This window comes from Marinobacterium sp. BA1 (assembly GCF_041155135.1).
Taxonomy (GTDB): Bacteria; Pseudomonadota; Gammaproteobacteria; order Pseudomonadales; family Balneatricaceae; genus Marinobacterium; species Marinobacterium iners.
Genome location: NZ_BAAFHC010000001.1, coordinates 3439236 through 3462812, shown reverse-complemented (window position 1 = coordinate 3462812; position 23577 = coordinate 3439236). Strand labels below are relative to the sequence as shown.

At 54.5% G+C, this 23577-nt stretch carries 21 protein-coding genes; 11 read left to right on the top strand and 10 right to left on the bottom strand.

Annotation, left to right across the window (positions count from 1 at the left end):
• Window position 1: 1 nt before the first annotated feature.
• The 3 genes from ACAM29_RS16830 to ACAM29_RS16820 are packed head-to-tail and all read right to left on the bottom strand — an operon-like array spanning window position 2 to window position 2376.
• Entirely contained in the window at window positions 2–415 is a 414-nt protein-coding gene (locus ACAM29_RS16830) for a CopD family protein (protein ID WP_091827221.1), read from the bottom strand.
• A 57-nt stretch (window positions 416–472) separates the two neighbouring features.
• Window positions 473–1141, bottom strand: coding sequence for a fumarylacetoacetate hydrolase family protein (locus tag ACAM29_RS16825; protein ID WP_369624814.1), 669 nt, complete (start codon window positions 1139–1141; stop codon window positions 473–475).
• Complete coding sequence (locus ACAM29_RS16820) at window positions 1138–2376, bottom strand: MFS transporter (protein WP_369624813.1); 1239 nt, start codon at window positions 2374–2376, stop codon at window positions 1138–1140. The genes ACAM29_RS16825 and ACAM29_RS16820 overlap by 4 nt, the downstream gene beginning before the upstream one ends.
• 96 nt (window positions 2377–2472) lie before the next feature.
• Here ACAM29_RS16820 and ACAM29_RS16815 point away from each other — a divergent pair, with 96 nt between their 5' ends.
• From ACAM29_RS16815 to ACAM29_RS16795, 5 genes are all read left to right on the top strand, one after another.
• A complete protein-coding gene (locus ACAM29_RS16815) occupies window positions 2473–3351 on the top strand; it encodes a LysR family transcriptional regulator (RefSeq protein WP_369624812.1) in 879 nt (292 codons plus the stop codon).
• A gap of 75 nt (window positions 3352–3426) precedes the next feature.
• On the top strand, window positions 3427–3708 hold the full coding sequence (locus tag ACAM29_RS16810) for a pyrimidine/purine nucleoside phosphorylase (RefSeq protein ID WP_369624811.1): 282 nt from the start codon (window positions 3427–3429) through the stop codon (window positions 3706–3708).
• A 180-nt stretch (window positions 3709–3888) separates the two neighbouring features.
• Window positions 3889–5121 carry a phosphoglycerate dehydrogenase gene (serA, locus tag ACAM29_RS16805; RefSeq protein ID WP_354408323.1) on the top strand — a complete coding sequence of 411 codons (1233 nt, stop codon included), beginning with the start codon at window positions 3889–3891 and terminating at the stop codon, window positions 5119–5121.
• A gap of 192 nt (window positions 5122–5313) precedes the next feature.
• On the top strand, window positions 5314–8556 hold the full coding sequence (locus tag ACAM29_RS16800) for a mechanosensitive ion channel domain-containing protein (protein WP_369624810.1): 3243 nt from the start codon (window positions 5314–5316) through the stop codon (window positions 8554–8556).
• Between the two features lie 334 nt (window positions 8557–8890).
• Window positions 8891–11068 (top strand): malate synthase G, encoded by a 2178-nt coding sequence (locus ACAM29_RS16795; RefSeq protein ID WP_369625152.1) that lies wholly within the window; start codon window positions 8891–8893, stop codon window positions 11066–11068.
• A gap of 83 nt (window positions 11069–11151) precedes the next feature.
• Here the strand turns inward: ACAM29_RS16795 and ACAM29_RS16790 are convergent, their stop codons facing one another.
• Both ACAM29_RS16790 and grxB read right to left on the bottom strand, forming a co-directional pair.
• Entirely contained in the window at window positions 11152–11610 is a 459-nt protein-coding gene (locus tag ACAM29_RS16790) for a cytochrome c (protein ID WP_369624809.1), read from the bottom strand.
• 10 nt (window positions 11611–11620) lie between these two features.
• Window positions 11621–12277 (bottom strand): glutaredoxin 2, encoded by a 657-nt coding sequence (gene grxB, locus ACAM29_RS16785; RefSeq protein ID WP_369624808.1) that lies wholly within the window; start codon window positions 12275–12277, stop codon window positions 11621–11623.
• Window positions 12278–12368: 91 nt separating this feature from the next.
• On the opposite strand from grxB, the gene ACAM29_RS16780 reads away from it, so the two are divergent.
• Window positions 12369–13028: a hypothetical protein gene (locus ACAM29_RS16780; protein ID WP_369624807.1), complete on the top strand. Its 660-nt coding sequence runs from the start codon at window positions 12369–12371 to the stop codon at window positions 13026–13028.
• Here the strand turns inward: ACAM29_RS16780 and ACAM29_RS16775 are convergent.
• Genes ACAM29_RS16775 through ACAM29_RS16765 form a run of 3 tightly spaced genes read right to left on the bottom strand, consistent with a single transcriptional unit; the run spans window position 13025 to window position 15465 of the window.
• Complete coding sequence (locus ACAM29_RS16775; protein ID WP_369624806.1) at window positions 13025–14398, bottom strand: SLC13 family permease; 1374 nt, start codon at window positions 14396–14398, stop codon at window positions 13025–13027. The genes ACAM29_RS16780 and ACAM29_RS16775 overlap by 4 nt on opposite strands.
• A 39-nt stretch (window positions 14399–14437) precedes the next feature.
• Window positions 14438–14908, bottom strand: a complete 471-nt coding sequence (locus tag ACAM29_RS16770; RefSeq protein ID WP_217633017.1) for an OmpA family protein — start codon at window positions 14906–14908, stop codon at window positions 14438–14440.
• Window positions 14905–15465, bottom strand: a complete 561-nt coding sequence (locus ACAM29_RS16765) for a GGDEF domain-containing protein (RefSeq protein ID WP_369624805.1) — start codon at window positions 15463–15465, stop codon at window positions 14905–14907. Before ACAM29_RS16765 ends, ACAM29_RS16770 begins: the two co-directional genes overlap by 4 nt.
• Window positions 15466–15543: 78 nt before the next feature.
• Here ACAM29_RS16765 and ACAM29_RS16760 point away from each other — a divergent pair, with 78 nt between their 5' ends.
• Complete coding sequence (locus ACAM29_RS16760; protein ID WP_369622921.1) at window positions 15544–16491, top strand: IS30 family transposase; 948 nt, start codon at window positions 15544–15546, stop codon at window positions 16489–16491.
• Here the strand turns inward: ACAM29_RS16760 and ACAM29_RS16755 are convergent.
• Both ACAM29_RS16755 and ACAM29_RS16750 read right to left on the bottom strand, forming a co-directional pair.
• Window positions 16414–17250: a CHASE sensor domain-containing protein gene (locus tag ACAM29_RS16755; RefSeq protein ID WP_369624804.1), complete on the bottom strand. Its 837-nt coding sequence runs from the start codon at window positions 17248–17250 to the stop codon at window positions 16414–16416. The two genes, ACAM29_RS16760 and ACAM29_RS16755, sit on opposite strands and share 78 nt — an antisense overlap.
• 10 nt (window positions 17251–17260) lie before the next feature.
• Complete coding sequence (locus ACAM29_RS16750; RefSeq protein ID WP_369624803.1) at window positions 17261–17797, bottom strand: YfiR family protein; 537 nt, start codon at window positions 17795–17797, stop codon at window positions 17261–17263.
• A gap of 271 nt (window positions 17798–18068) precedes the next feature.
• Between ACAM29_RS16750 and ACAM29_RS16745 the strand changes: the two genes are divergently transcribed.
• The 4 genes from ACAM29_RS16745 to ACAM29_RS16730 all read left to right on the top strand — a co-directional run bounded on the left by ACAM29_RS16745 (window position 18069) and on the right by ACAM29_RS16730 (window position 23307).
• Complete coding sequence (locus ACAM29_RS16745) at window positions 18069–19784, top strand: alkaline phosphatase D family protein (RefSeq protein WP_369624802.1); 1716 nt, start codon at window positions 18069–18071, stop codon at window positions 19782–19784.
• Between the two features lie 249 nt (window positions 19785–20033).
• Window positions 20034–20414 (top strand): hypothetical protein, encoded by a 381-nt coding sequence (locus tag ACAM29_RS16740; RefSeq protein ID WP_139253921.1) that lies wholly within the window; start codon window positions 20034–20036, stop codon window positions 20412–20414.
• 36 nt (window positions 20415–20450) lie between these two features.
• The gene (locus ACAM29_RS16735) at window positions 20451–23012 is read left to right on the top strand and encodes a DUF4132 domain-containing protein (protein WP_369624801.1); all 2562 of its coding nucleotides are present in this window, start codon (window positions 20451–20453) and stop codon (window positions 23010–23012) included.
• A 28-nt stretch (window positions 23013–23040) separates the two neighbouring features.
• Entirely contained in the window at window positions 23041–23307 is a 267-nt protein-coding gene (locus tag ACAM29_RS16730; protein WP_369624800.1) for a hypothetical protein, read from the top strand.
• Window positions 23308–23577: the final 270 nt, after the last annotated feature.

Sequence of the window (23577 nt, the reverse complement as noted above, 5' to 3'; positions counted from 1 at the left end):
TTCAGAAGGGCTTGACCACAACGAAGATCAGAATCGGGATGAATATCAGCAGCGGCAGTTCATTATAAAGTCTGAAATACCGCCCGCTGCGCTTAAGCTCACCGCGCTGCATCTGTTTCAGATAGGCACGACACCAGAAGTGGTAGCCAATCAGAAAACCGACAAACAGCAGTTTCGCGTGTAACCAGCCACCGCTCCAGCCATATCCCAGCCAAAGCCAAAGTCCCAACCCCAGCGTAAACACGGCCATGATCGTCATGAAACCATAGAGCTTGCGCGCCATGATCTCCAGCCGGGATACATCCTGGCCGGCCTCTCGACCCTCAACATAGTGCACGAAAATACGCGGCAGATAGAAAATACCGGCCATCCAGCTGGTCATTGCCAGTATATGAAGCATTTTGTACCAGAGCATGATGTCTCCTTGATTGATCCTGCCACTATCTGAACATGCGCCGCCGTGCGGAACGTATCAGTGATTGTTGACCCGGGTATCGACCCGTAAAAGATCAACCAGTTCCACCCGCAGTTCGTCGCCCGGTCGTACCGGCTCAACCCCTGCCGGTGTACCGGTCAGCACCACATCGCCTGGCTGCAGCGTAAACCATTGGCTGATGTAGCTCAGCAGCTTCAGCACAGGAGTGAGCATCCGGGCGCTGTTACCATCCTGACGTACCTCACCGTTGACGCTTAAACGGATCTGCACATCGGTCAGATCACCGGCTGTCGCCGGCGACAGAAATGCGGAGAGCGGGCAGGCACCATCAAATGCCTTTGATTTCTCCCAGGGATGCCCTTTCTGTTTCAGCTGGTCCTGTACTTCACGCAGGGTCAGATCCAGCCCTACACCAATACCGGCAATGGCACGTTGGGCACGCTGTTCATCCGCCTGAGTCAGGGTTTCGCCAATCAGCACCGCCAGTTCAGTCTCGAAATGCACGGCGCCCAAACCGGCAGGAATATCGAAGGGCTCTTCCAACGGTACCAGCGAGGTGACCGGTTTGATAAACAGAATCGGCTCGGTCGGCACCGGGTTGTTCAGCTCTTTGGCATGGTCGGCATAGTTGCGTCCGACACACACCACCTTGCCTGTGGGTAACTCAATCAGGCTGGCATCGGCGTTGCGGTGTTGATAACTCATTTCGTCTGCTCCGGCTGGACATCTAACGCAATCTTAGCAGAATCACGCCCTGTCTCGACCGCCGACTTAAGTGATCGCAACCATATACTGAGCCCGAAGGTCAGCAACAGGATCAGCCATGAGCCCAGAATAACCCCTGGCCAGCCGAGCCACTCCCAGAACGGGTTCAGGTAAAAGCCACCAGCACTGGCGCCGCTGTAGTAAAACAGCAGATAGAGAGAAGAAGCACTGGCACGGGCACGTTGTGCATTCTGACTCACCCAGCTGCTGGCACTGGAGTGAGCAAAGAAAAAACCGAAACTATTGACCAGCAACCCCAGCACGATCATCAACAAGGAGTCGACCAGTGTCAGCAACGACCCCAGCATCAGGATCAGGGTACCCGCTGCCATACAGACCGGCTGCGACCAGCGCTGCCCGGCCCTGCCCGATATGGAAGAGCCGAACGTGCCGCTCAGGTAAGTCAGAAACAACATACCCAGAAGGCTTGCCGGCAGGTTATAGGGCGCATCGGCCAGTACAAAGGTGATATAGCTGTACTGATTCACGAAGATGAAGAAGTTGAAGCCACCAATCAGGTACGCCAGCAACAGCAGTGGGTTACGCAGATGCCCGCCCAGATCAGCCGCCATCTGGCGTGGCCGCAGCGGGCGCGGCTCAAAATGTTGCGACGGTGGCAGTAACAGGGCAAACAGCAGCAGACAGATGATGCTCAGCAGTGTCATTACCAGAAATGCCTCCGACCAGCCCAGCCAGTCACCCACAAAGCCACCAATCAGGCGGCCGCTAATCCCGCCAAGACTGTTGCCACCAATATAGAGCCCGACTGCCAGCAACATCGCCTTGCGGCTGAACTCATCTCCCATCCATGCAATGGCGATAGCCGGCAGGCCTGCCAGCAGTATCCCCTGCACTGCACGCAACACCAGCATGCTGGTGTAATCTTTGGTAAACGACAGCAGCAGTGTCAGCAGTGTTGCACCACTCATGGTCAACAGCATGATCCAGCGACGTCCCAGAGCATCCGATAACGGCCCCCAGAACAGCAAGGACAGCCCCAGCGTCAAAGTTGTGACGGTAAAGGTCCATCCTGCCGCCAAAGGTGACACATGAAATGCCTGCGCCAGCATCGGCAGCAGCGGCTGGGTCACATAGACATTGGCAAAAATCATGAACGACCCCAAACAGAGCGCCAGTGTGGCACGCCAGAACAGGGGATTGCCGGACTCGATCATGCAGTACTCCAGGTGGTAAAAACTGGTGTCACCCTAACAGCCGGGATATGATCAATAAAATATATAGTTATTATCCAATACATAAGAATCTCTTATATGGATGTCCGCAGTCTACGTTATTTCATGACCGTGGCTGAGCTGGGCGGCTTCAGTGCTGCTGCCGAGCAGCTGCATGTCGCTCAACCCGCCGTCAGCATGGCGATTCGCAAGCTGGAACAGTCGCTGCAACTGCAGCTGTTTCATCGCAATGAACGCCGTGTCAGCCTCACCGATGAAGGTCAGGTGCTGCTGCGTCATGCCCGAGCCATTCTGCAGGCGGTACGGGATGCCGAGCGCGAGATGCATGAGCTGCATGCGCTGGAACGCGGTGAAGTGCGCGTCGGTGTGCCCGGTATGTTGGGGTCCTATTACTTCCCGCCCATTTTGATGGCTTTTCGCCATCGTTACCCGCAACTGCGGCTGGAAGTGATCGAAGCCGGAACGCGACAGTTGCAGCACATGATTCACCGCGGCGAGATCGATATGGGCGTCATCGTGGCGGATACGCCGCCGGATGATCTGGAAACCCACAGTTTCTTCCAGGCCCAGATGATGGCCATCATGCCGACGGATCACCCATTGGCCACGCGTAACAACATCAGCTATGACGCCTTTTTCACTGAAGAGCTGGTCCTGTTCAAGGAAGGATACTTTCACCGTGAAGTGATCGACCGGCTCAGCGCCGAAGCCGGCGTCAGTCCCCATATCGGTTTTGAAACCAACCTGATTCCATTGATCAAACAGATCGTCAGCCACGGCTTTGGCATCACCACCCTGCTGGAGATGGTAGTAGCCGACGACCCACAGCTGATCGCCCTGCCCTTTGAGCAGCCGGTCTGGCTTGATCTGTCTTTGGCCTGGCGTAAGGGCCATCTGCTGTCACGTGCCAACCGCACCTTTGTCGATTTCGTATTGGAGCAGGCCGGCAACGGCTGATGACAGCCGCTGCCGTCAGGATTATCATGCTGTCCCATTATCCCGGCCTCATGGCCTCTGTTTTAAGGAGAGCACATGCTCAGCACCAACAGCTACTTCGACGGCAAGGTCGTCTCCATCGCGTTTGAAACCCCCGAAGGTCCTGCCACATCCGGTGTGATGGCCGCAGGTGAGTACACCTTCGGCACCAGCCAGAACGAGCGCATGATCGTCACTGCCGGCGAGCTGATTGTACGCCTGCCGGGCAGCGAAGAGTGGACCTCATTCCCGGCCGGCACCGAGTTCAACATCACCGCCGGCGACTCCTTCGATCTGCAGGTCAAAACCCCCACCGCCTACCTCTGCTACTACAGCTGAGCGCACCGGAGCCGGCCTGCCCGGCTCCCTGCTGCATTTTCATTCAAGCACGGCTGAATATTTTTCCCGCTCGCAACGGTCTGTCTCGGCACACAAGCGGTTCAGGTTTGTGCTAGAATCCCCGCTTTAATTTTCCTGGCTGGACGAGTTTCCGCCCAGCTGCAGCATGAGTCACAGACGATGAGCAAAACTACTTCTCTGGATAAGAGCAAGATCCGGATTCTGTTGCTGGAAGGCGTGCACCAGTCCGCGATCGACACGCTGAACGCGCAGGGCTACACCAACATCGAATTCCACACCGGATCACTGCCCGAAGAAGAGCTGATCGAGAAGGTGCGCGACGCCCATTTTGTCGGCATCCGCTCCCGCACCCAGCTGACCCGTAAGGTATTCGAAGCGGCCGAAAAACTGGTTGCCGTGGGTTGCTTCTGCATCGGTACCAACCAGGTCGACCTGCAGGCTGCCACTGAAGGCGGTATTGCGGTATTCAACGCGCCCTACTCCAACACTCGCTCCGTGGCCGAGCTCGTACTGGCCGAAGCGATCATCCTGCTGCGCGGCGTGGCCGAAAAGAACGCCAAGGCACATCGCGGCGTGTGGCTCAAGAGCGCCAACAACTCCTATGAAATCCGTGGCAAGAAGCTGGGTATCGTCGGCTACGGCAGTATCGGCTCCCAGCTGAGCGTGCTGGCCGAAGGCCTCGGCATGGATGTCTACTTCTATGATGTCGTCACCAAGCTGCCACTGGGCAACGCCAAACAGGTCAGTTCAATGCCTGAACTGCTGGGCATGTGTGACATTGTCACCCTGCATGTACCTGAACTGCCGTCGACCAAGAACATGATGGGCGCCACCCAGTTTGACCAGATCAAACAGGATGCGATCTTCATCAACGCTGCACGCGGAACCGTGGTCGATATTGATGCCCTGTGTGAAGCTCTGAAAGCTGGCAAACTGCTGGGCGCCGCCATCGACGTATTCCCGGTCGAGCCGCGCACCAACAATGACGAGTTCATCAGCCCGCTGCGTGAGTTCGACAATGTGATCCTGACCCCGCACGTGGGCGGCTCCACCATGGAAGCACAGGAAAACATCGGTTATGAAGTGGCCGAAAAGCTGATCAAGTACAGCGACAACGGTTCTTCCATCACCTCTGTCAACTTCCCGGAAGTGGCACTGCCGGAGCATCCGAACAAGCACCGCCTGCTGCACGTACACGAGAACATCCCGGGGGTGCTCAGCCAGATAAACACCGTGTTCTCCGAGAACGGCATCAACATCTCCGGCCAGTATCTGCAGACCAACGACAAGGTTGGCTACGTGGTGATCGATGTAGACGCTGACTACTCCAAACTGGCACTGGAAAAACTGCAGCAGGTCAACGGCACCATTCGTTGCCGCCGCCTGTTCTGATCATCTTTCCGGTGCTGTTTTGAAAGGCAGGCCTCCTCGGCCTGCCTTTTGCGTTTGGGACGTGTCTAACCGTAACCACCTTCCCTGCCACACCAAACCGTGTCACAGTCAGCTAAAATTCACTGAGTCACGCTAGAATGCTCGAAAAGGCATTGTGCCTTCCTGTTCCTAGACCCTGTGCGGACTTCCTGGATGATCCGATCAATACTGCTGACGCCGATAGTGTTTCTTCTGCTGGGGCTGGCCACCTCTCTTTCGGCAGCAACGCCAGAACTGGTAACGCAGCTGGAAAGACAAATTGAGCAGCTCAGCCAGGATGAAAGTGGCCAGCCCCCATTGCGCGATCTTTATCAGCGCACCCTGAGCGCCATCAAGGATCAGCGGCAATATCAGCAACGTGCCGAAGCCCTGCAGCAACAGCTCGAACGTCAACCCGCCGCACTGGAAGAACAGCAACGCCAACTGGAACGCCCCCTGACACCGATCGACATGCAGTCATTGCAGGCTCTCGATACGGTCAGTCTTGAGCAACGCTTGACCCTTAAGCGGGCCGCTCTGCTGCAGCTGGAGCAGCGCCGTGACCAGCTGTTGCAGCAGACAGAGCTCAATGAGCAGAAGCTGGTGTCCCTGCGTGAGCAGCTGGCAGACTTGAAACAGACATCACCTCGCATTCCTGACTTTCCCGGTGACGGCGACCGCCAGCTGACCGATGCACGTCTGCAGCTGAAAAATGCACTGCAGGAACGCCACAACAGCCAGATACAGGCACTGGAGCTGGAGTTGCTGGCACTGCCGGGTGAAAGCGAACGCGCCCGGCTGGAACTGCGTCATTTGCAGCAGCAGCTGACCTCCGAGAGCGAACAGCTGACGCAGATGCAGCAGCTGTTGGAGCAGAAGCGACAGGATGAACTGCAAAACACCCTGAGCAACCTGATTCAGGCAGGTGCCGAAGCCACGCAGCCCGGGCCGATACGGGAGTTGATCGAGCGCAACCGCGAACTGACCGAGCAGCTGGGGCAACTCAACGAGCGCAGTGCGGCCGCTACCCGCAGCCGCAATGCGCTGGAGCAGGAGTTGAACCTGGTCAGCCAAAGTCTCAAAACCGTCCAGCAACAGCTGGAGCTGGACAGTTACAGCGCCAGCTATGAGTTGCGCCGTTTCACCCAGTCCCTGTCACGACCGGTCGACACGCTGTCCACACGGCAGATGCTGAACTCCTTACGCCTTGGCAGTCTCGACTTCAACCGTTTGCGGGCACAGCAGGATGCACAGACCAACACCGAACAGGCTTCCCTGTCCGCTGCACAACAGCAACAGCTGACGCAGCTGCAAGCCAGTCAGGAAAACCTGCTCAGCCGGATACAGGAGCGCCGGCAACAACTGATCGGTGAGTTGTCACAACTTCTAACCGTTCAGGAACAGCTCAATGAGCGAATTTCACAGGCTCGAGGCCTGATTGCACGCCAGTTGCTGTGGCTGCCGGTGGTCACTCCCATATCTGCCTCCTGGCCTGGGCAGGTTGTCTCCGGCTTCAGCCTTCTGTCACAGCAACTGAAGCCCATGCCACAAACCGCGGTATGGAATGAGACTCCTCAACTGGGGTTGAGCGTGATCATGTTCGTCATGAGCCTGTTGTTGGCATTCTGGCTGCAGCGCTATCAGCGCCAGAATCGCGCCCGCTGGGTACGCGAGCTGGGCAACGTAGTGCATGACCGTTTTGCCCGCACATTGCGTCTGTGTCTGCTCGCTCCTTTGATTGCGGCCCCCTTGCCGCTGCTGTTGATTCTGTTACGCGAACACAGCCTCAATCCAGCGCACCCCGATCACTTTGCGCTGCAACAGCTGATGCTGCTCTGGGCTGCCAGTCTGCTGTTGTACGGCACTGTACTGCAGTGGCTGCGGGTCCCTGATGGCCTTTTCTGCGGTCATTTTGCAACCCCCGAAGCGCTTGCCAAACGCCTGAAACGACAGCTGCATCTGCTGTTCTGGCTTGGCACCCCGTTACTGAGTCTGTGGCTGCTGATCGACAGCTACAACTCTCCCGAACTGCAAACCGGTCTGGGGCGGCTGATCTTCCTGCTGCTGACACTTTCCCTGATTCTGTTCTGGCGCGGTATCTGGCGTGTCAGCCATGAGTTGAATCAGATGACACAGGGCCGACGCTGGTGGCAGAGCGCCCACCTTTGGATCGCGATGTTGATTCTGTTCAACATCGCCATGTTCCTGCTCGGTGTCTGGGGCTATATCCTCACCGCACTGTTCTTCATGCTGATCCTGCTGGTGGTGATTCTGCAGGTCCTGGGCGCCTTTCTGGTGTTCAAGCTCGGCCTGCGCTGGCTGTTGATCGCCGAGCGCCGTCTGGCGTTTAGCCGCGCCCGCGCTCGCAGGGCCGAACTCGTGGCCGCACGCGAAAACAGCGAAGACAACAGTGCACCGCTAAAGGAAAACTATCTTGATCTGCAGACCATCTCCGATCAGTCTCGGATACTGCTGAAAAGCCTTACCCTGCTGCTGCTGGGCATCATGCTGTGGCTGACACTGGGCGACTTCCTGCCGACACTGCAGGTACTGGAAAGTGTACAGCTCTGGAGCAGCCTCTCTCAGCAGGGGGCGGAACAGATACTCACCCATGTCACGCTGCGTGATCTTATCCTGGGGTTACTGGTGTTATGGATCAGCATTATGGCGGCCCAGAACCTGCCGGGGCTGCTGGAACTGCTGGCCCTGCGCCACCTCGATCTGACACCCGGTACCAGCTACGCCATCACCACCCTGCTGAAATACACCCTGATTCTGGTTGGTGTGCTGGTTGCCATCAGCCAGTTCGGGCTGGAATGGGGCAAGCTGCAATGGCTGATTGCCGCTCTGGGTGTGGGCCTGGGCTTTGGTTTGCAGGAAATTGTGGCCAACTTTGTCTCGGGCCTGATCATCCTGTTTGAGAAGCCGGTCCGGATCGGTGATACCGTCACGCTGGGCAATGTCACCGGTACCGTGTCACGCATCCAAATACGCGCTACCACCATCACCGACTGGGACCGCAAGGAGGTGATCATCCCCAACAAGACGTTCATCACCAATCAGCTGATCAACTGGTCACTCAGCGATGCCATTACTCGGGTCGTAATCAAGATCGGTATCGCCTATGGCAGCGACGCGGAGCTGGCCGAAAAACTACTGCTGGAAGTCGCGCACAACAACCCGCGCGTACTTGATGATCCAGAACCCGATGCCTATTTCAGAGAGTTCGCCGACAGCAGCCTGCAGATCGATCTGCGCGTATTTGTCAGCACTATGTCCGATCGCATCCCGGTTACGGATGAGCTGAACAAGGCAATCAACAAAACGTTCAATGAAAACGGCATCGAGATCGCGTTCCCGCAGCTGGATGTACACCTGCACCGCGCCAAGCCGACCCCAGGCCCCGAAACTGCCTGAGCTGCAGCGGAAGCGAGTGCATCAACCAGCCTGCGGGCCGGTTGTTCTAAATTTACGACAAGCCGGGGTCGGTACAGTGCAGATGCACACATACCGGAATACACACTGACCGTCTTGTAAAAAAACAACCAAACATTCGCGAAAAACTGTCAACAACCCGCGATCTTTCACTAAAACCCCACCATTGAGCCACTTCTTCATACTTTAGGCGCAAACGCGGGACAGGCGCGTTTTTTTGCGCTATTTTCGCAATGCACAATCCTTTGATGGACAGTTATTCCTGCTGCTGCCGGACTGCACCGGAGCAGATGATTCAATCAATTGGGGCAAGAAGATGAGCCAACGGGTACAGGTCGGTGGCCTGCAGGTCGCCAAAGAGCTTTACGATTTCATCAACACTGAAGCACTGCCGGGCACCGGCGTCGAGGTGGAGCAGTTCTGGAGCCGCTTCGACAGCATCGTGCACGACCTCGCACCGCGTAACCGTGAGCTGCTGGCCAAACGTGACGCCTTGCAGGCACAGATCGATGCCTGGCACCGCGACAACCGTGGCACTGCCTTCAGTTTTGATGCCTACAAATCCTTCCTGCAGAAGATCGGGTATTTGCTGCCCGAAGGTGAAGACTTCACCGCCACCACCGAGAACGTGGACCCGGAAATGGCTACCATGGCCGGCCCCCAGCTGGTCGTACCGGTGATGAACGCCCGTTACGCACTGAACGCGGCCAACGCCCGATGGGGCAGCCTGTACGATGCACTGTACGGCACCGATGCCATATCGGAAGCGAACGGTGCCGAGAAGGGGCAGGGCTACAACCCGGCTCGTGGCGCCAAGGTAATCGCCTTCGGTCGTGACTTCCTTGATCAGAGCGCCCCGCTCAAGGATGCATCGCACAAGGATTCGGCCGGCTACAGCATTCAGAACGGCCAGCTGTGTGTTGTGCTGCGTGATGGTGGTGAAACCGGTCTTAAGGACAGTGCCCAGCTGATCGGCTACAACGGCAGCGCCAGCAACCCGACCGCCATTCTGATCCAGCACAACGGTCTGCATTTCGAAATCCAGATCGACCGCGACAGCCAGATCGGCAAGTCCGATGCCGCCGGCGTCAAGGACATCCTGATGGAAGCGGCGCTGACCACCATCATGGACTGCGAAGATTCGGTTGCCGCCGTGGATGCCGAAGACAAGGTACTGGCCTATCGCAACTGGCTGGGGCTGATGCAAGGCACCCTGACGGAAGAGATCCAGAAAGGTGACAAAACCTTCACTCGCCGCATGAACCCGGATCGCGAGTACACTGCTGCAAATGGCGGCAGCCTGGCGTTGAAAGGCCGCAGCCTGATGTTCGTGCGCAACGTGGGCCACCTGATGACCAACCCGGCCATCATCGACCGCGACGGCAACGAGATCCCTGAAGGCATCATGGATGGCGTGGTCACCACCCTGATTTCACTGCACGATATCAAGGGCAACGGCCCGTTCCGCAACGCCACCACCGGCTCCATCTACATCGTGAAGCCGAAAATGCACGGCCCGGAAGAAGTAGCCTTCGCCAACGAACTGTTCAGCCGTGTGGAAGACGCCCTTGGCCTGCCCCGCTTCACCATGAAGATGGGCATCATGGACGAGGAGCGCCGCACCACCGTCAACCTGAAAGAATGTATCCGTGCCGCCAAGGAACGCGTGGTGTTCATCAACACCGGCTTCCTCGACCGTACCGGTGACGAGATCCACACTTCTATGGAAGCCGGCCCGATGATTCGCAAGGGCGACATGAAAGGCGCGGCCTGGATCAAGGCTTACGAAGACTGGAACGTCGACACCGGCTTGGCCTGTGGCCTCAGTGGTCGTGCCCAGATCGGCAAGGGCATGTGGGCGATGCCGGATCTGATGGCTAACATGCTGGAACAGAAGATCGGTCACCCGCTGGCCGGTGCCAACACCGCCTGGGTTCCGTCCCCGACGGCCGCTGCCTTGCATGCCCTGCACTATCACCAGGTGGACGTGTTTGCGCGCCAGCAGGAGCTGAAAAGCCGTACCCGCGCCAGCCTGGATGACATTCTGACCATTCCGGTTGCGCAGAATCCCAACTGGAGCGCCGAAGAGATCCAGCAGGAACTGGACAACAATGCCCAGGGCATCCTCGGCTACGTGGTACGCTGGGTCGATCAGGGTGTGGGCTGTTCCAAGGTGCCGGACATCAATGATGTGGGCCTGATGGAAGACCGTGCCACTCTGCGTATATCCAGCCAGCACATTGCCAACTGGCTACACCACGGCATTTGCACTGAAGAACAGGTAATGGAAACCCTGCAGCGCATGGCAGCGGTGGTAGATCGTCAGAACGCCGGTGATGCCCTGTATCAGCCGATGGCGCCCAACTTCGATGACAGCATCGCGTTCCAGGCTGCCTGCGAACTGGTGCTCAAGGGTTGTGAGCAGCCCAGCGGCTACACCGAGCCCGTGCTGCACCGTCGTCGTCTGGAACTGAAGGCCAAGCAGGCCGGCTGAACCAGCTTCAAGCGTGTATGCAATAAAAGCCCCGCAGGCGAGAGTCGGCGGGGCTTTTGTTTATGAGTAAGCGCTATGCCTGATCAGTCCCTGAACTTGTCATGGCAGGCCTTGCAGCTTTGTGCCACGCGCCCCAGCAGCGGCCTCAGTTGTTCGCGCCCCTGCCCCTGTGAAGCCGCTTCATTCAATGTCATCAGGCGAACCTGCATCTCACTCATCAGGTTGTCGAAGCGCGATTTTGCTTCCCATATCTGCCATGACGCTCTTGTTTCCACGTGGCTGCTTCGACCGCTCGCCGGATCCGTGAAGCCTTCCCCCGTGAGATGACTGAGGAATACCAGCCGTTCAGAACGCTGCGCGAACTCTTCGGCATCAAACGCCACCCGCCCCTGCGCCATCGCGGCCAGTGGCCCAAGATTCCATTCCATCGCCGTGAACACACCCTGGCGGTACTCAATGGCGGCGTCCAGATCCGACTCGGCCATAACGGGCGGTATCGACACACTCAACACCACACCCAGCAAGACAGCTTTAATGTTCATTCGCTTCACCTTAAATCGCACGATCAAAATACAGCTCTACACCACCCAGCTCGGCGACCTCCTGCAACCACTGTTGCAGCCGTGGCGGAAACGTCAGGCCTTTCACCATCGTGAAATACTGCAACGGCGGAAAATTCATAACATCGTTCCAGCTCAAGGTGTGGCCTTGCTCTGACGGCAGCGTTAACGGCGGCAGTTCCGCCAACACACGCTCGATAACAGCCTTATGCGCTTCGGTTTCAGCCAGCGCCAGCTCAAAGCTGTGCCCCAACATCGCTTCCTTGTTGTGACGGAAATAGTCCCGCGCCGATTCAGTTGCGAAGGTTTTCATACCGATTTGAGTCACTCGGGGAAAGGTCAGCGCCCAGCTGTGCGCCTGAACCGGCTGCAGCCGAGGCTGGATCGCTTCAGCCAGTTGCAATGGGCGCAGCGTTTTGGGCCCCTTCCCCAGCTCATCCAGCAGTTTGGCAATATCCATGCTCTCACCTATGGCCACACCCTGATGTTCAAAGATCGGCACCATCTTCTTGCCGATCAGACGCTGGCAGCTCGCCTCATCATCATTGAGCAACACCACCTGCTCAAGATCGCTGACCTGTCGGTAGTGCGCCACCATCAGGGTGCGAATGCAAAAGGGGCAGTGGTCGTAAACATACAATCGTGACACGGGCTATCTCCAAGGCTAGACAAACGCGTTATGCTGGGAGTATATCCGAGCATTGAGCCAATGACCCAACAAGGGAGTACAGGGACACCCCATGAGGATTCGCACCACTCACCAAAGAATCACGCTGGTGCTGCAACTGATACTGTTGCTGGAGGCGGTACTGGCGATCTGGAGCCAGCGCTGGTTTACCGCCTTTCTCAGCGGCATGATCATTCTGATCACACTTCTGCCACTGGTATTTGAGCGCCGTTTCAGAATTCACATTCCACCGGATCTGCAACTGGCCGCAATCTGCTTTGTGTTTGCATCCCTGTTTTTGGGTGAGATTCGTGATTACTACACCCGCTTCTGGTGGTGGGATATGGCGCTGCACACGCTTTCCGGCTTTCTGCTGGGGATTGTCGGCTTTTTGCTGGTACACATCATGAATGAGATTGATGACATCCATGTCCATATGAAGCCCGGCTTTGTCGCCTTTTTTGCTTTTATGTTTGCCCTCGGCATGGGTGCGCTCTGGGAGATTTTCGAGTTTGCCATGGACTCCCTGCTCGGCATGAATATGCAAAAGCCAATGCTGGGGGACCTCTCCGGATTGACCGACACCATGTGGGACCTGATCGTGGATGCTGTCGGTGCACTGGTGATCTCGATACTGGGCTGGCGATATCTCAAAAACCCGGGCCAGAAATCGCTGCTTGAGCGCTGGATCGACGCTTTCGTCGCCCGCAATCCGCAGCTGTTTCGACGCTAGATCCAGCCCAGCAGCTGCCACCAGAGATAGTCCAGCGGCAGCAGAACCACCACCGTCAGCGCGGCCAGAATCAGACACAGCCGAGCGGCATGCCCGATTGAGATCCCCGCCAGCGGCATCGCCATCATCAGTGGCACAGATTGATAGGTGAACACGATGGTCGAAAAGCCAAACACCTGGGTCATTAGTACCGCCTCCAGGCTGAAGCCCGTCATCTGACTGATCTGGCCCGCCAGCGGGGTCAGGGTAGCAGGCACACCCGCAAGGGTGGCCACCACCCCGGTCAGCATCGCCGCCAGCGACAGGGAGAAAAAGTTGACTGCATCACGGCCCGGCTCCAGCGGCAACCAGTCGAGCACCCGTACCCCCACCACCTGGCTGATCTGGCTGTAGTTGATCAAGCTGGCAATGCCCAACAGCCCGGCCACAACCAAAATCGAGCTGATATTCACCTTGTCATTGAAACTCTTGGGCGACACCATTCCCACGCCGGGCAGCAACAGAACGGTAGCCGCCGCCAGCCCGATCCAGGCCGCCGAAATGTGGTGTATGGAATCTGTCAGCCAGAATCCGAGCGTTGTCAGCATAATCAACATCAGCCGGCTTTCTCGGAAGCTGAACCTTCCGTTACGGCTGACCGGCGCTGCGCGCCGAGGGGTATCCGGATACAGCAGCAGAATCACCCCAATCAACAGCACCGCCTTCAACAGACCCAGCACCGGGAAATGCAGCAACAGATACTCGGTGAACATCGGCGTCCATCCGTGGATACTCTCGGCTGAACCGATCATGATCATGTTCGGGATATTGGCCGGAAGAATTGCAAAGGTGGGCAGGTGACAGCCAAAGGCCGCCGCCAGCAACACACCGTAATGGCCCTTGCTGCCTCTGGCAAAACCACAGTTTTCAGCGATCGCCAACGCAATCGGGATGAAAAGCACCACACGCCCCACTGAAGAGGGCATCACAAACCCCAGCAGCACTCCCATGAAGACGATGCCGGTAATCAGCTGTGCATAACTGCTGTCCAGGTAACGAGTGAAGCGATCAGAGATGCGCCGTGCCAGGCCGGTTTCCGCTATCGCGATACCGATCACCAGACCCGAAAAAATCAGCCAGCAGGCTGTCGAAGTCAGGCCCGAAAATACGACTTCCGCCGGTGCCAGCGACAGCAGCATGGCCAGCACCAGTACCAACAGAGCACTGACGAACTCCGGCAGTGCTCCGGTGGCAAACAGCACCATACCGGCCATGATCAGCAGAGCCGACAGCTGCTGCTGACCGGTAAACAGCTCTGCAACCGGTGTGAGCAACAGCAGAGCTGACAGCAGGGGGATCAGGATCAGTGCAATCAGTTGTGAGCGCTTCAAGTGAATACCGACCTCGGTTACTCCCTTTTTGATGTGATATTAGTTGGCCACTATGATGGTCACTCGTCGGTTTTCAATACGCCCACTCAACGTACTGTTGTCAGCTATCGGTTTGGCATCTCCGATGCCACGCACCTGAATATTTTCTCTTGGCATACCGTTATTAATCATGACTTCAGCTACAGCATTCGCACGGCGCTCAGACAACTCAACATTGTATACAGGGTCTCCGTAATCGTCCGTATGCCCCTCCAGAGTAAGCCCGCTAATACCCACATCAAGAAAGTCATGCGTAATATTTGCCAGCTTCTGCTGGCTGGCAGGTGCTATATTGTCAGAATCAAATTCGAATAGTACTTTGGCAGCCATGCCAAACTCCCAGCCTTCATCCGACATATAAAAACCATGTTTTTGCAGCACAGCAACCTGCTCGGAGTTTAAATTTCCTGATTGAAAAAGCTGACATGCCGTTAGCGTCAGCATACACAGAAATACAATTAATACCCTCACACCTCTCCTCCTTTAAAAAATTCCCTAATATAGTAATTTTTCCCATCTTTCTTGGCAGCATACATAGCCTCATCCGCTGCCTGCATAAGATCTTTTGGCGTTTCACCATGCTGAGGGAATACCACTGCGCCTATCGTAAGTGCAAAAGGAACCTGCTCCCCATTATCTAATGCAATGGGATGAGACATGCTATCGACCATTTTTTTCACAATTGCTTCAAGGTCCTGGCCATGCTGTAAAGGCTGTATCACTATGGCAAACTCATCACCACCAAGACGAGCCAACCTGTCCTGCTCTCGAATCAGAGAGCCAAGCCGTTTCGCCGTAGCAACCAGCACAGCATCACCCGCTGCATGCCCATACGTATCGTTGATTGACTTAAATCGATAGCCATCAATATAAAGCAGAGCAAACTGCCTTCCTTCATCAAGAAAAGAATCAACTTGCTGAGACAGGAAGGTTTCGAAAGATGCTCTGTTAGACACCCCGGTTAATGGGTCATGGTTAGCTTTATAGCTAAGAGAGGTGTTCGGGAATTCAGATAATAAGTGCGACACTCATGGTTGAACGGCGAGAGGTGGCCAACTGCCGAAGGTGGTACGCTTCAGCTCGCCAAAGTCAAAGTAAGTATCACCATGAGTTATCAGCAGTTGACCGAGGGGAAACGATACCAGATATCGGCTCTCCTTACGCAGGGATATTCGCCGGCAGCGATCGCTACTGTAGTTGAAGTTCATCGCTCCACAGTCTACCGGGAGATGAAGCGTAACAGTCATGACGGGGTGTATGAGCCCGAGGAAGCGCATGCCAGAAGCCATGCACGTCGAGTCATGGCACGCAAATACAGAGTGCCGGAGCAGACCGTCATGTATGTGGAACTGACATTGTCCTGGCACTGGAGTCCGGAACAGATCAGCGGTATCGGCAAGCTCATTGGTCTGCCGGTGAGCCATGAGTGGATATACCGTCATGTCGCTGCCGATAAGGCCCGTGGCGGCAAGCTCTACAAGACATTGCGCCAAGGACACAAACGGTACCGCAAGGGCAGCAACAGCAAGCGTGCGGTCATCCCGGAGCCGATTTCGATCGACGATCGTCCGGCCATCGTGGACACGCGAGAGCGTTTTGGTGACTGGGAGGTCGATACCGTTCTGGGCAAGCATGGTAGCGGTGCGTTGGTCACGCTGGCGGAGCGCAAGAGTCGCCTGTATCTGGTCCGCAGGGTCGACGCCAAGCGGGCTACGGACGTGCGGGATGCGATCATCGATATGCTCATGCCCTATGCGGACCATGTGCATACAATCACGGCGGACAACGGCAGCGAGTTCGTCGAACACAAGGCCGTAGCGGAAGCGCTGGGGGCGGAGTTCTACTTTGCACACCCGTACTCCTCATGGGAGCGTGGACTGAACGAGAACTTCAACGGGCTGCTGCGGCAGTTCATCCCGAAGGGTACGGATCTGAGGCTGATTACGGATGAAGATGTGCGGTGGGCAGAGAAGAGGTTAAACCTGAGGCCGCGTAAATGCCTCGGATTCAGGCAGCCAGAAATGGTGTTCCAAGAATACCTTCAGGCTGCATAGGCGAGTGTCGCACTTCGGAGTTGAATTCGCGTTCTCCTTTTGTAAATGACCTTCCCATATTTCAATCTCATCGAGCAATATGTTCAAGTCTTCCGCCAGCTCCCTGATTTCATAAATAGAGCTCAGAGGAGCTCGGAGCTCGAATGACCGCTCACGAGCAATTTTTCGGGCAATGTTAGCCAAGTCCTTGACTGACTTACAGATAAAGGTATGTATACGACCACCTTCTATATTGGCACCAACCGTGCTGATGAGAAGGCTCAAGAACACAGCCAAAACCCCGCACAGCAGAAATATGAAGAAGACTGTACCATCTGTATATATCTTCAGCTCGCCAACATGTTTACCGTTATGGCGGACAGGTACAACCCGGGGTTGATCCAGTATGAACCCCAAAACCTGTCTCTCGATTTGTCCCCATTTTGTTGCGCCAGCGGTATCCCATTCGTACAAGGACCGGCCTTGTTCATCAAGCACGACGACGCCAGAGAGCCTCTCGGTTTCTGCAACCAGATCAATCCCTTCGCGTATGGCATCTTCATCCTTAAAAACCACAGCCGCTTCAAGGGTGTAGGACAAAACACGACTAACAAGATTCTGATTGTGGTCAGCCAAGTTAACCAGTGCATACAAACCTAAAATGGTCAGAATGGTGCCCGATGTAATAATACCCACCACATTACTGCGTATTTGTGCCTTGTGCATCAAACGTCGCAATGTGACTACCTTTCCATAATTGACGGTAGTATTCTCGCTCATCTGGCTAACCTCACAACTCTCTTCCAAGTTTTAATACCTGAGGGTGAATACGAATACCGCTACGCGCCACCGCATCCAAATTGACCTGGAATGAGCTCCTTGTTTCGACGAGGCTCAAACATATCAGACTACCACCATCACAATGGGGGTCATCTTCAGTAATACTTAACACTGGCCTACCAATAATCCTGAGTAAAAGGCTATCCATCTCTGAAGCGTTAAGCGAACCTATATAAATAATTTCGCAACCTTTCAAATCCGAATAGTTATTTTCCTGAAAATACTGCCAAGTATAGGTATTATTACTGTCATTCTGAGCAAGCAAAGCCTTTATGTATCGTGTCGATCCGACAATACAGGCCTTTGAAGGGCGCGTACCTTCGGGCCAGCGGGAATAACTGATAATACCTGATACTATATAGGAAACCTGATCTTCATATTCTTGCAATCCTTGCTGCTTTGGCCCCGGTGATAAATCTTCCGCCTTCGCCATATTTGGTGTCATAAAAGCCGATATAACAAGAGCAAGTAATAAAATAAAGTGCATAACGGAACATTGCTCCTACATTGTCTCGTTTTGGCGAAGATACTGCATCAAAATATTGATAGCAGCTACCTCCTCTCGACAAAGCCACCCATCATTAACAGGCCTGCACCGAGGGTCTCGTATCCTTTCAATGGCAACTCTCAGCGTCTTGTTCAATGTATTCTATATCACATGCCTCATGGAAGCATTCTGATCACCCGTATTTGCCAAGTTTCTGTCCTTGGTCCAGACTGGACTCTACCATTTCAGGGACAGAAAACAGGGAAGTACCATGAAGAATTCGTTCGTGAACAAGCCCGAGAGGCCTTGGCCCAATCCTTATCTTGAAGTAGCGGCCATTGTGGGCCACACCACGCCACACAGTTCACGCCTCTGGTTCCGTACACATACTCCCGGGCACTTCGTCGTTCTGGTATTTGCACTATCAGAGATACCCTCGGATGCGATTGACAGCGTGCTGGCTGAACCCAACCCAACACTGGCGCAACTCGATGAGCTACGTGCAAGATCCGCAGATCATTATGCTCTGCAGTTCTACTCGTTCGAGAGCTCAACTGAAACCGATACTACTGCTGTTGTCGATATTGAAAACCTGAAAGCCGACTCACATTACCGTTACCTTTTGTGGAATGAAGACACAGACCAGCCCCTCTTGGGGCACCAAAGGCCCCTGACGCTCAAAACATTCGCTGAAGTTGCAGGACCGATTTCCTTCGGATTCTTCTCCTGCCATATGCCGTACAAAAAGACCCTGTTCGGTCGTACCCAAGTGGTCAACGAACAGATGTGGGACTACTTCCATGAAATGCTCTCACGGCACAACGAAAAAGACTTGCGGTTTGTGTTGGCGGGCGGGGACCAGGTGTACAGCGATGGGGTCGAAACCCTCAGTATCTGGAATTTTTTGAAGAAGGTAATGCGCCGTGAAGGCGACCAGCTTCTACCTGACATAGATGAAATGATCACCTGGTACCGAGATATCTATCGCGGTTACTGGGGGTTTCCTGCCCTGAGAGAAGTGTTTTCCAGCTTCCCCACCTACATGATCTGGGACGATCATGAAATTGCCGATGGTTGGGGGTCGTTTCGGTTTGCCGAAGGCATGCCGAGAGACGAAATAGATGAGATCCTTCCAGACCAAAACGACAGCAACCTGAGCTACCAGGACCGGTTTGAACTTATTCAGCGGATGGTACAAGCCGCCAAGCATGTGTACAGGGAATACCAACACAGCCATAACCCCAATATGCAGCAGGCATCACCCGCTTTTCCTGCCGATGCCTATGATTATCACATCGAGTTCCCTAAAGGGGCATTGTATGTTCTGGACGGACGTGGCCAGCGGGATTTTGATCGCTCAACACTCAAGATCCTGGGTAAAGACCAACTGGAACGATTCAAGAACTGGATAGAAGGGCTCGACGTTGAAACAACGCCGTTCATATTTGTTGCCAGTGCCGTGCCCATGGTTCATTTGAGCCATATTTTGGTTGATCAGGGAGAAGGCTTTCTGCCCGACTTAGCGAACATTACGGATGACCTGCGTGACGGCTGGGAACACAAAGCACATCGAGTCGAAAACCGTACCCTTCTGAAGTACCTGTTCAAAGCGGCCAAAAAAGGTCATCGGGTCTGCATTCTCAGCGGTGATGTACACGTAGCCGCAGCGTTTCGTCTAACCGACCCAGACTCCGGTAAAGTCATTTACCAACTGACATCCAGCGCCATCACCTACAACCAATCACGTGCTTTGGGTTGGGCATTAGGTAAGGTAGTACCTGATACAGGTGTGACACACGATGGTTATCAATTCAAACGGCTCGCACGCTACACCGATAGTAACTTCTCACTGATAAGCGTAGATCCTGACAAGGATATGGTGGACTTCCAGCTTTATGGTGAACAGGTCACGCACGACCCGGATAATGGGGATGCAAGGCAGAACTCGCACTCTATCGCCAAGATTGAACTTCGCTTTACGCAATGAGCCTTTTCATGGCGGGAGCTTTAATCGACTTAGCAGGGCTGCTGTCCCGACAACTGAGTGCCGGAGTGAAAGCGCAGCAATGCGCCAACTGTACATTATTGGCCTAAATTAGGCAGTAAGGATGCCTAATAAGATGGTCACACGCTCGCGGAAAGAATATGAGCGTAAGTGGACAGATTCAATAGGGAATCAAGTCCGTAGGCTTTTGGGATCTTCAGGAGGAAGATATTTGTGTTACACGAGAACATATTGCACATACGTGATGAAAACGGCTTAGGAACAATTTTCAATGAATGGCAGATGAGTTTTGACCGTGTTGAGGTTTCGGTCAGGGATGTCATCACTGAACGGGTAATGCAGGAGGTCATCCGTTATAACCGATCCGCCTCGACGGACAAATTTGATCTGGTGCAGCCCACTGAACTCGAGCGGCAGCTGAATGGGCCAGGTAAAAAGCGCCCGCTCGTAGATGTTGACAAGCAAATTGCGATTGCACTGCAGGCATTCGAAAGCAACGGCTTCTTCATCTTTATCGGCGACAGTCAGGTGGAACACCTGGACGATATCATCACTATTCGACCGCAAACACGAGTATCGTTCATTAAATTGACACCTTTGGTCGGAGGCTAAGTTGTGAATGCCATCGTTAAGCATATGGACGTACTGATGAGCAAGATTCTCGCTGGCCATCCTGTTGAAAAACATCCTGAAATGGACGCATTGCTCAGTGATATTGAATCGCACGTGCTGGCTAAAACGCGCTATATTTCTACCCACTCTAGCCTACCGTTCAAGGGCTGTGAGACCTATGCAACTCTAGAAGTGTTGCCGGCAGAAGAAAAAATCGAATTCCTGCTTTATCTGATATCGCAGCTTAATCACAACGCAGTCAGACGTTCATCACAAGATGACGACCCGGAATACCTGCGCTATCTCGTGCACGCCAATTTGCTGGATACCCTGATGCGAACGCGCATCGACTTCCCGGATGGTTTCTCGTTTTTCCAGCTGTTCCGAGCGTTATATGGCATTACCGATCAGTCTCCCCCTGGCCTGGATATTTCATCTGGCCCCTTCACCGCCCTGGTTATGCAGATTGAAAAACATATTAAACGGTGGGGCCTGAACGAAATCATTGCGGAGGATATCTCTAACCTGATTGGACAAGAGTGCGTTGTACGCCATCTCAGGGGAGAAACGCGACAAGGTTGCTGGGCAGCCAAAAAGCTCGAGCGCATCCTGGTTAAGGCAGGTGAGTCCGGTATATTTCAGATGCCGGCTTACGAGCTCGGAGGGGGTCCCTTTGGTTCCTTGGTGCAAGCTGACATGGGGCAGATAAGTGCAGAGGAAAGGGGAAAGTGGCATCACCTGTTTCATCATCTCAGTATGGCCGACGGGGGTACGCCGTCCCAAAAATTTCTCAATACGCTTAGACCTCTGGTGGATGAAATCGGAGTGCCTGTATTCAGGTCTTGCACCAACCGTTGGCTGGCCGCAGCGGCACAGCTCCAAATGACCGAAACAGAGTATACCGAGCAGTATATTGTCCACACTTATACGTATCGTGACGTCGTGTTTATCGAAGCTCATAGCTTCAGCCTGTTGAAAGGTTTGCTTTGGTTACAGAGCGGGTTTCATGATCCGCAAACTCTGCAATCCATCGCGCTATTGACGGAAAAGTGCTTCCAGAAAATCCCCGGGCACGGCCCAGTAGCCGCTAGTGTGGGCAATGCCGGCATTTATGCGTTGGCACAATCGCCGGGGCTGGCGGGTATCAGCCACCTGTCGCGTTTGAAACTGCGCATTCGTCAGAACAACACGCAAAAGCTGATTCAGAACTTTATCGACGAGCAGGCGGCCAGACAGGGCATCAGGCCTGCGCAGATCGAAGAGATCGCCGTACCGGACTTTGGACTGAACGCTGGCGAGCGAGTAGAAGCCTTTGACGATTATCGCCTGGTACTAAAACACTCTGGTGTTGGGGCGACGCAACTACAGTGGATCAAACCGGATGGTTCACCCCAGAAAACAGCCCCAGCCTTCGTTAAGAACAGTGCCAACCATTCGGCCAAATTGAAGCAAATGCGGGCTCTGGAAAAGCAGGTTAAACAATCATCCACGTCGCAGCGCGACCGCATTGATCGCCTCTATCTTGAAGATATGCGCTGGTCCAAGGATGATTTTGAAACATATTACCTACACCACGGGTTGGTGGCAGACATTGCCCGAAAGCTGATATGGGCACTCGATGGGACGCCAGCGCTCTATCATGATGAGCACTGGCAGAACGTCAACGGCGAGTTGCTGGTGCCAGCAGATATCCGTGAAATCCGTCTTTGGCACCCCATCGACTCATCTCCGGAAGAGGTGCTGGCCTGGCGTGATCGTCTTGAAGAGCTGGCAGTTAGCCAGCCTTTTAAACAGGCATATCGCGAGGTGTATATCCTGACCGATGCAGAGATCAACACGCGGCTGTACTCCAACCGCATGGCGGCTCACATCCTCAAGCAACATCAGTTTAATTCGTTGGCAGCCATACGCGGCTGGAAGTATTCACTGCTGGGCATTCACGATGATGATCGTAATGGTGGAATTGCTCGCAGGACGCTTCCGGCCTATAACCTGGAAGCTCAGTACTGGATCAATGAAATCGCTGACAACGTTAATGATGTCGGTATCTGGTATTACGTGGCCTCGGATCAACTGCGCTTCTGTCGAGACGGCGACGAACCTGTTCCCCTGACAGATATTCCGCCGCTTGTGCTGTCGGAAATTATGCGGGACCTTGACCTTTTTGTTGGTGTTGCCAGTGTGGGTAACGATCCCCAGTGGCAGGATGGTGGGCCTGAGGCACGTCCGCAGTATCGTGAGTACTGGCAGAGCTATTCATTCGGGGACCTGACGGAAGTGGCTAAAACGCGCAAGGCTGTGCTTGAAAGGCTGCTGCCCAAATTAAAAATTCGGGACAAAACACATATTGACGGCAAGTTTCTGTTTGTTGAAGGCTCACGCCACACCTATAAGATCCATATCGGCAGTGGCAATATCCTGATTTGTCCTAATGATCGTTATCTGTGCATTGTGCCCAGCCGAAGCAAGAACAAGCACCTGAGCCGGGTTTTCCTGCCCTTCGAGGGTGACAGCGGGCTTTCAATCGTCCTGTCCAAGGCATTTATGCTAGCGGAAGACGACAAAATCACCGATTCAACCATTCTAAGACAGCTGTAGGTTCGCCAGCAGGCCAGGTTCCAGTCTCATGGCTGGAGCCTGGCCTGAAATTGAAGCAATGGAGCTTCCAGAGTTCCCCCAGTGTGTGCAAACAGGCCTACAGCTAACCCAGCTCCTTGCCATGCCTTTTGTTACTGCGCACCGTTGGCCTATGTTGCTGAGGAACCTTGAATCAATAATTTTTGGTCCTAACCTGAATTCTACCAATCAGAATGAGGTAATGATTCGTGAAAACTCACCACAAGGTGCTGGCTTTTTCCAAACACAACGAAAGCAGGCAACGAATTTCTTCTAAGCAATGCAGACACCGCGATACCCATTACATGGCCCCTTCGGCACCACTTCATGGGATGGGTGCACATGCTGGAAAAGCATCAATTGTCGGTTTACGTTTATTAGAGCTCCTTAAAGGTCAGCGTTGGGCAACTCAAGCATCACTGACTGGTTAGCGCTGACTAGCGCACAGAGCGGACGGTAGCAGGAATCAGCCGGTCGCTCCGTGCACCACAGGACCTGTGGATAAGCTGCTTTAAGTTTCTGTGGTTACATACAGTGTATTGAAGGC